The following is a 6,817-nucleotide window of genomic DNA, read 5'->3' on the forward strand; positions in this document are numbered from 1 at the left end:
CGCAAACGCCCGAACGTCGCACTGTCTGTGTGGGCACTGGTTGACAACAGACGATGGCGATGATTGCCGATCCGGGCCCGCTCAGGCGAGCTCGACCAGCTCCAGCAGGTCGTCGCTCCATGCGTCCTCGTCGCCGTCGGGCAGCAGGATCGCCCGGTCCGGCTTGAGCGCCTGTACCGCGCCGGCATCGTGCGTGACCAGCACGATCGCGCCCGGGTAGTTGGCGATCGCGTCGAGCACCTGCTCCCGGCTGACCGGGTCGAGGTTGTTCGTCGGCTCGTCGAGCAGCAGCACGTTGGCTCCGGAACAGACCAGGGTGGCCAGGGCCAGACGGGTTTTTTCACCACCTGAGAGGACACCCGCCGGCTTGTCGACGTCGTCCCCCGAGAAGAGGAACGCGCCCAGGATCTTGCGCAGCTCGGTGTCGGTCTGCTCGGCGGCGGCGCTGCGCATGTGCTCCAGGATCGTGCGGTCGACGTCGAGCGTCTCGTGCTCCTGGGCGTAGTAGCCCAGACGCAGGCCGTGCCCCGCCCGCACCTCTCCGGTGTCGGGCTCGAGCAGGCCACCCAGCATGCGCAGCAGGGTCGTCTTGCCCGCGCCGTTGAGGCCGAGGATGGCGACCCGGGAGCCCCGGTCGACGGCCACGTCGACGTCGGTGAAGATCTCGAGCGAGCCGTACGACTTCGACAGGCCGCTGGCCGTCAGGGGCGTCTTGCCGCAGGGGGCCGGGCTCGGGAACCGGACCTTGGCCACCTTGTCGGAGACGCGCTGCTCCTCCAGGCCGCCGAGCAGCTTCTCGGCCCGGCGGGCCATGTTCTGCGCGGCCACGGTCTTGGTGGCCTTGGCCCGCATCTTGTCGGCCTGGGCCATCAGGGCGCCGGCCTTCTTCTCGGCGTTGGCCCGCTCGCGGCGGCGCCGGCGCTCGTCGGTCTCGCGCGACTCGAGGTACTTCTTCCAGCCGACGTTGTAGATGTCGACCACCGAGCGGTTGGCGTCGAGGTACCACACCTTGTTGACCGCGGCGTCGAGCAGCTCGACGTCGTGGCTGATCACGACGAGGCCGCCCTTGTGCTGCGCCATGTAGCCGCGCAGCCAGGCGATCGAGTCCTGGTCGAGGTGGTTGGTGGGCTCGTCGAGCAGCAGGATGCCCTTGCCGTTCTGCCCGGAGTCGGCGAACAGGATGCGGGCGAGCTCGATCCGGCGGCGCTGACCGCCGGAGAGGGTGCCGATGGTCTGGGCCAGCGCCCGGTCGGGCAGGCCGAGGTTGGAGCAGATGCGGGCGGCCTCGGCCTCGGCCGCGTAGCCACCGAGGGCGGAGAACTGGTCCTCCAGGTGGCCGTAGCGGCGGATCAGCTTGTCGTCCGCGCTTTCCTCGAGCTTGATCTCGAGCTTCTGCATCTCGGCGATGATCGCGTCGAGGCCGCGGGCGCTGAGCACCCGGTCGCGGCCGGTCACGTTCAGGTCGCCGGTGCGCGGGTCCTGCGGGAGGTAGCCGACCTCGCTGGTGCGCTCGACCGCGCCCGCGTACGGCTGGCCCTCGCCGGCCAGGACCTTCAGGGTGGTCGTCTTGCCCGCGCCGTTGCGCCCGACCAGGCCGATCCGGTCCCCCGGCTGCACCCGCAGGGTGACCGGGGAGAGCAGGATGCGGGCGCCGGCGCGCAGTTCTAGTCCGGTGGCGGTGATCATGTTTGACAGGCTCGCTCTCGAGATCTGGAAGGGCTGACTCCGGACACGCGAAAACGCCGGCCATCAGACATGACGACGGTCGGCGCGGGGCAGGTCAGTCTTCGCAGAGCAGCACCCGGCCATACTACTCGGCCCCCGCCGTCACCTCCCACCCGATTAACGATCAAGATCAACGGGTACACGCCGGGCACTCAGGCCTAGTGAGGGTGGAATGGAACTCAACGAGAACGCCGACATCGATACCAGTCAGGTCGAGGATCGACGTGGATCCGGTGGCGGAGGCGGTGGTGGCCTGGGCGGCCTGCCGATCCCCATCGGCGGCGGCGGCCTCGTCGGGATCATCATCACGCTGGTCATCGCCGTGGTCGGCGGCTACTTCGGCATCAACGCCATGGGCGGCGGCGGTTCCGAGCAGGCCGACAACGGCAACATCAACCAGGAGTGCAGCGACAAGGCGAGCGCGACCAAGCAGCTCGACTGCCGCAACGTGCTCTACGTCAACTCCATCCAGGCGTTCTGGAAGCAGGAGACCCCCAAGGCCTTCGGCACGCAGTACGAGCCGGCCAAGACCGTCTTCTTCTCCAACCGGGTCAACACGGCCTGCGGCGCCGCCGACTCCGGCGTCGGGCCGTTCTACTGCCCCGGCGACAACCTGGTGTACATCGACCTGACCTTCTACCAGGTCCTGGCCAAGCAGCTCGGCGCCCCGGGCGAGTTCGCCCAGCCGTACGTGCTGGCCCACGAGTACGGCCACCACATCCAGGACATCACCGGCACCGAGGCCAAGATGCGCCGCGCCCAGCAGGGCGCGAGCAACGAGGAGAAGAACGCGCTCTCGGTCAAGCTCGAACTGCAGGCCGACTGCTACGCCGGCGTCTGGGCCAAGGCCGCCAGCAGCACGACGTCGGCCAACGGCCAGCGCATCTTCAAGAGCCTGACCGAGCAGGACATCCAGGAGGGCATCCAGACGGCGGGTCAGATCGGCGACGACACGCTGCAGAAGCAGGGCGGCGGCACGGTCAACCCGGCCGAGTTCACCCACGGCACGTCGGCCCAGCGCCAGCAGGCGTTCAGCACCGGCTACAACACCGGCGAGCCGAAGAGCTGCGACACCAGCTTCTAAGGCTCTTTCACCAGCACGGACACGGCTCGGGCCCCGGCCACTGCGGACATCAGCACCGCGTGCCGGGGCTCGGGCACATCCAGGAACCGCTCGGCCCGCGCGGCGGCCACCGGGGCCAGCTGGGGTGCGGCCAGGATCGCGTCCACGGCCGTACGGTCACCGCCGGTGACGAGCGCGGCGAGACCGCGTACCTCCGGCAGGAGAATGCGCCCCACTATGCCGGCGCCATCGGCAGTAGCCGCTTTTGCCTGGTTGTCCCGGCGCCGGGCGAAACGCTGCTGAGACCAGCCACCCGCCGCCGTGCGCCCCTGCACGTAGTTGCGGTCCACCTTGGACGCGACCAGCTCGTCACCCTCAGCGATGCCCACCGCGACCGCGCCTTTACGCGCCAGGAGCAGCCCGAGTCGCCGCGGCTTGCTCGCCTCCGCGATCAGCTCCTCGATCGTCTCGACCGGCGGGGCCCCCGGCGGCACCTGCCATTCCGCGCTGGCGCCGTCCTCCGCGATCAAGGTCAACCCCCTGCGGCGGTACGCGCCGTGACGGCGCTCGAAGTTCTCGAGCCACCGCGGCAGCCGCCCCGGCGCGACATCGACCCATTTCCCGCCGCCGGCGGCCGCCCGTTCGCCCATTCTTGTCAGACTACGGTGGCAGGATCGCGGGCGTGACCGAGCTGACCCTGGCCCTGCTGGGCCGCCTCGACGCCGAGCTGCGCCCGGCCGCCGATCCCGTGCGGGCCGCGGGCCAGGCGAAGTACATGCGCGACCAGTTCGACTTCCTCGGACTGCCCGCGCCCCTCGTGCAGAAACTCGGGCGCGTGGCCCTGGCCGGCCTGCCCCCGCCCACCGAGGACGATCTCCGGTCGGCGGCCCTGGCCCTGTGGGAGCGCGACGAGCGGGAGTTCCAATACGTCGCCTGCTCCTACCTGGTGCGTCACGTCGGCGTGCCCGGTCCCGGCTTCCTCGACGTCGTGCGCACGCTGGTCACCACGAAAAGCTGGTGGGACACGGTCGACCCGCTGGCCACCCGCTTCACCGGTGGCCTGGTCCGGCGCCATCCGAAGCTCACCGAGGCGATGGACCAGTGGGCCCGGGACGACAACATGTGGGTCGTCCGCACGGCGATCCTGCACCAGCTGCACTACGGCGCCGACACCGACACCTCGCGCTTGTTCGGCTACTGCGCCGCGCAGGCCGGGCACCCCGACTTCTTCGTGCGCAAGGCCATCGGGTGGGCCCTGCGGCAGTACGCCCGGACGGACCCGGACGCGGTTCGCGCCTTCCTCGACGAGAACCGCGCGCGGCTCTCCGGTCTGTCGATCCGGGAGGCCGCCAAGCATCTTTAGCCGACCAAGAGCTTGACGGCCAGCACGGCGATCACCGCGCTGGAGACCAGAGTGGTGATCATCCGGCCGCGCTCACCGGTCAGCCACCGCCCGACCAGCGAACCACCCCCGGCGATCACCAGTTGCCAGCTGGCCGAGGCCAGCACCACGCCCGCGACGAACCACATGCCGCCACCGGCGCCGCCCCGCCCGAGCACCAGCGCCGCGAAATAGATCACCGTCGCCGGGTTGAGAAGCGTCAGACCCAGGACCCCGGCGTACGCCCGGAGCGGTGTCGCCGGATGCTGATCCCGCTCGGCCCGGGCCCGAAAGGCGGACCGCGCCGTCAGCGCGGCCAGCATCAGCAGCACGACCGCGGCCACCCAGCGCAACGGCGCCGCGATCGGCTCGATGAGAGTGGCCACCGCCGCTCCCCCGGCCACCGCGACCGCCGCGAACACCCCGTCGGCCGTCGCCGCCCCGAGCCCGGCGGCCGCCCCGACCTGCAGCGAGACGCGGGCGCTGAGACCCGCGATGAGCACGCCGATCGCCCCCATGGGCAGCGCGACCCCATAACCGGCGACGAGACCGGCCAGAAACGCCCCGCTCATGACGGCGGGAGAGGGACCGCCGATCGACCCGGCCCAGCCTGCTGCTGCCGCCCGGCCCGATCGGCCGGAGCGACAGAGACAGCTGAGAGAGCAATCGGCTTGGTCACGGGCTCATGATGCGCGGCGATCGCGGTTGATCGCGAGCCATATACCGGCCGGCTACTCGGCGGGGGCCGGTTCGTGGAGGCGGTCCGACAGGCCGGCGGCGGCGAAAGCGGCGCGCACGTCGCTGATGCTCTCGGTGAAGTGGGCCCAACTGTCGACGTGGACGGGGACCACGACGGCCGCGCCCAGGATGTTGGCGGCCTCGGCCATGTCGGCCGCGCTGAGGGTGAGGTTGTGCGGGCCGACCAGGGGTGTGCGAGCGGCGCCGCCGAAGAGGACGGCGGTGTCGATCTGCGGGAAGCGGGTCGCGATCTCGCGGACGACGTCGAGGGAGGCGTTGTCCCCGCTGACGTAGACGGTCCGGCCCTCGGCCTCCAGGACGAAGCCGGTGACCGGGCCGACCAGGTGCTCGGTGCCGTCCGGGCCGTGCTGGGCCGGGACGGCGGTGATGCGGACACCGCCGACGGTCGTGCTCTGCCCGGGGTCGAGACCGCGGGCGTTGCCACCCAGGCGTTCCGCGCCGGCGGGCGTGGTCAGCACCAGCGGCGTGCCGGCGGCGAAGGCGCGGCCGGCGCGGTCGAGATTGTCGGGGTGCTGGTCGTGCGAGAGCAGCACGACGTCGACCGGTCCGGCCGTTTCCGGTCCCGCCGCGGCCGGGGCGGTCTTGGTCAGGGTGCGGTCGCCGATCGGATAGTCGCCTGCCTCGTCGAAGGTCGGGTCGGTCAGGAACGTCAAGCCGCCGAGCCGGAACGTCACGGTGGGGCCGCCGAAGCCACGAAAGTCCATGGCCCCACCCTCCCGGTTCGCCGCCGGGCCGGGCAGTGGCTGGAAAGCCATCCTGCGATAGGTTCCAGCCATGACCTGTCGCCTCGCCCTGCTGAGCGCCTCCGGGCTGGTCCTCGCATGACGCGAGATCCGGCCACGATCGGTGTTCTGATCGGCGACGGCGCCACGATCCTCGAGGTGGCCGTGGCGCCGCGCGTCTTCGAGATCGATCACGGGCCGCGTGGTGGGCCGACGTTCGAGCTGGTGACGGCGGGCGAGCATCCCGGGCCGCTGACGACCACCGGCGGCATCACCCTGACCGCACCGCATCCGCTGGCCGCCCTCGACCGGGCCGGGACCGTCATCATCCCCGGCTGGCGCCGGCCCGGCGGTCCTCCGGTCGCCGAGCCCGTTCTGGCCGCGCTGCGCCGGGCGTACGACGAGGGCGCCACCGTCGTCGGGCTCTGCCTCGGTGCGTTCGTGCTGGCCGAGGCCGGCCTGCTCGACGGCCGGCGCGCCACCACGCACTGGGTGTGCCTGCCCGAGTTCGCCGAGCGATTCCCGAAGGTCGAGGTCGTGCCGGACGCCCTCTTCGTCGACGAGGGCGCCGTCGTCACCAGCGCCGGCAGCGCGGCCGGGCTCGACGCCTGCCTGCACCTGCTGCGCCGCGAGTACGGCCCCGCGGTCGCCAACGCCACCGCCCGGGCCCTGGTCGTGGCCCCGCAACGGGCCGGCGGGCAGGCCCAGTTCGTCGAGCGGCCGGTGCCCGCGATGGCCGGCGCCGACCCGGTGACCACCGCGATGCGGTACGCCCTGGAGCACCTCGAGGACACCGCCCTCGACATCGACCGGCTCGCCGCGGCGGCCCGGCTGAGCCGCCGCAGCTTCGACCGCCGCTTCCGCGAGACCGCCGGCTGCTCACCCCTGCAATGGCTGCTGCACCAGCGCGTCCTGCGGGCCCAGCAGATCCTGTCCACAACGGACCTTCCGATGAACGCCGTGGCCCGCGCCAGCGGCTTCACCGACGGCGTGACCCTGCGCCCGCACTTCCGCCGCCTGGTCGGCGTCCCACCCCAGACCTACCGGGCCGGCTTCCGCCCCACCGCGCCGCTCTGACCCCGCCGCCCCGCTCCGACCCCGCCGCGCCGCGCCGCTCTGACCCCGCCGCCCCGCCTTGAGGACCTGCTCGGTGCCGATCTTGGCGGC

The 6,817-nt window shown here is 71.8% G+C and carries 7 protein-coding genes; 3 read left to right on the forward strand and 4 right to left on the reverse strand.

All coding sequences use genetic code 11. The annotated features are described in order from the left end of the window. Positions 1 to 81: 81 nt before the first annotated feature. A complete protein-coding gene (locus AB0J66_RS41745; RefSeq protein WP_364672941.1) occupies positions 82 to 1,686 on the reverse strand; it encodes an ABC-F family ATP-binding cassette domain-containing protein in 1,605 nt (534 codons plus the stop codon). A 211-nt stretch (positions 1,687 to 1,897) separates the two neighbouring features. On the opposite strand from AB0J66_RS41745, the gene AB0J66_RS41750 reads away from it, so the two are divergent. After that, the gene (locus AB0J66_RS41750; protein WP_364672943.1) at positions 1,898 to 2,809 is read left to right on the forward strand and encodes a neutral zinc metallopeptidase; all 912 of its coding nucleotides are present in this window, start codon (positions 1,898 to 1,900) and stop codon (positions 2,807 to 2,809) included. On the opposite strand, the gene AB0J66_RS41755 is transcribed toward AB0J66_RS41750, so the two are convergent. Next, on the reverse strand, positions 2,806 to 3,438 hold the full coding sequence (locus tag AB0J66_RS41755) for an acVLRF1 family peptidyl-tRNA hydrolase (protein WP_364672945.1): 633 nt from the start codon (positions 3,436 to 3,438) through the stop codon (positions 2,806 to 2,808). The genes AB0J66_RS41750 and AB0J66_RS41755 overlap by 4 nt on opposite strands. 32 nt (positions 3,439 to 3,470) lie before the next feature. Here AB0J66_RS41755 and AB0J66_RS41760 point away from each other — a divergent pair, with 32 nt between their 5' ends. Then, positions 3,471 to 4,151 carry a DNA alkylation repair protein gene (locus AB0J66_RS41760; RefSeq protein WP_364672947.1) on the forward strand — a complete coding sequence of 227 codons (681 nt, stop codon included), beginning with the start codon at positions 3,471 to 3,473 and terminating at the stop codon, positions 4,149 to 4,151. Here AB0J66_RS41760 and AB0J66_RS41765 read toward each other — a convergent pair. Further along, complete coding sequence (locus AB0J66_RS41765) at positions 4,148 to 4,741, reverse strand: LysE family transporter (RefSeq protein ID WP_364672949.1); 594 nt, start codon at positions 4,739 to 4,741, stop codon at positions 4,148 to 4,150. The genes AB0J66_RS41760 and AB0J66_RS41765 overlap by 4 nt on opposite strands. A gap of 159 nt (positions 4,742 to 4,900) precedes the next feature. Next, the gene (locus AB0J66_RS41770; protein WP_364672950.1) at positions 4,901 to 5,632 is read right to left on the reverse strand and encodes an MBL fold metallo-hydrolase; all 732 of its coding nucleotides are present in this window, start codon (positions 5,630 to 5,632) and stop codon (positions 4,901 to 4,903) included. 117 nt (positions 5,633 to 5,749) lie between these two features. Between AB0J66_RS41770 and AB0J66_RS41775 the strand changes: the two genes are divergently transcribed. Continuing rightward, complete coding sequence (locus tag AB0J66_RS41775; protein ID WP_364672952.1) at positions 5,750 to 6,727, forward strand: helix-turn-helix domain-containing protein; 978 nt, start codon at positions 5,750 to 5,752, stop codon at positions 6,725 to 6,727. Positions 6,728 to 6,817: the final 90 nt, after the last annotated feature.

Origin of the sequence: Actinoplanes sp. NPDC049598, assembly GCF_040675435.1 — a bacterium.
Lineage (GTDB): Bacteria > Actinomycetota > Actinomycetes > Mycobacteriales > Micromonosporaceae > Actinoplanes.

Excerpts from the sequence above, each read along its gene's own strand:
- AB0J66_RS41755 (WP_364672945.1), bottom strand. The coding sequence starts at position 3,438 with ATGGGCGAACGGGCGGCCGCCGGCGGCGGGAAATGGGTCGATGTCGCG.
- AB0J66_RS41745 (WP_364672941.1), bottom strand. The coding sequence starts at position 1,686 with ATGATCACCGCCACCGGACTAGAACTGCGCGCCGGCGCCCGCATCCTG.
- AB0J66_RS41765 (WP_364672949.1), bottom strand. The coding sequence starts at position 4,741 with ATGAGCGGGGCGTTTCTGGCCGGTCTCGTCGCCGGTTATGGGGTCGCG.
- AB0J66_RS41770 (WP_364672950.1), bottom strand. The coding sequence starts at position 5,632 with ATGGACTTTCGTGGCTTCGGCGGCCCCACCGTGACGTTCCGGCTCGGC.
- AB0J66_RS41750 (WP_364672943.1), top strand. The coding sequence starts at position 1,898 with ATGGAACTCAACGAGAACGCCGACATCGATACCAGTCAGGTCGAGGAT.
- AB0J66_RS41775 (WP_364672952.1), top strand. The coding sequence starts at position 5,750 with ATGACGCGAGATCCGGCCACGATCGGTGTTCTGATCGGCGACGGCGCC.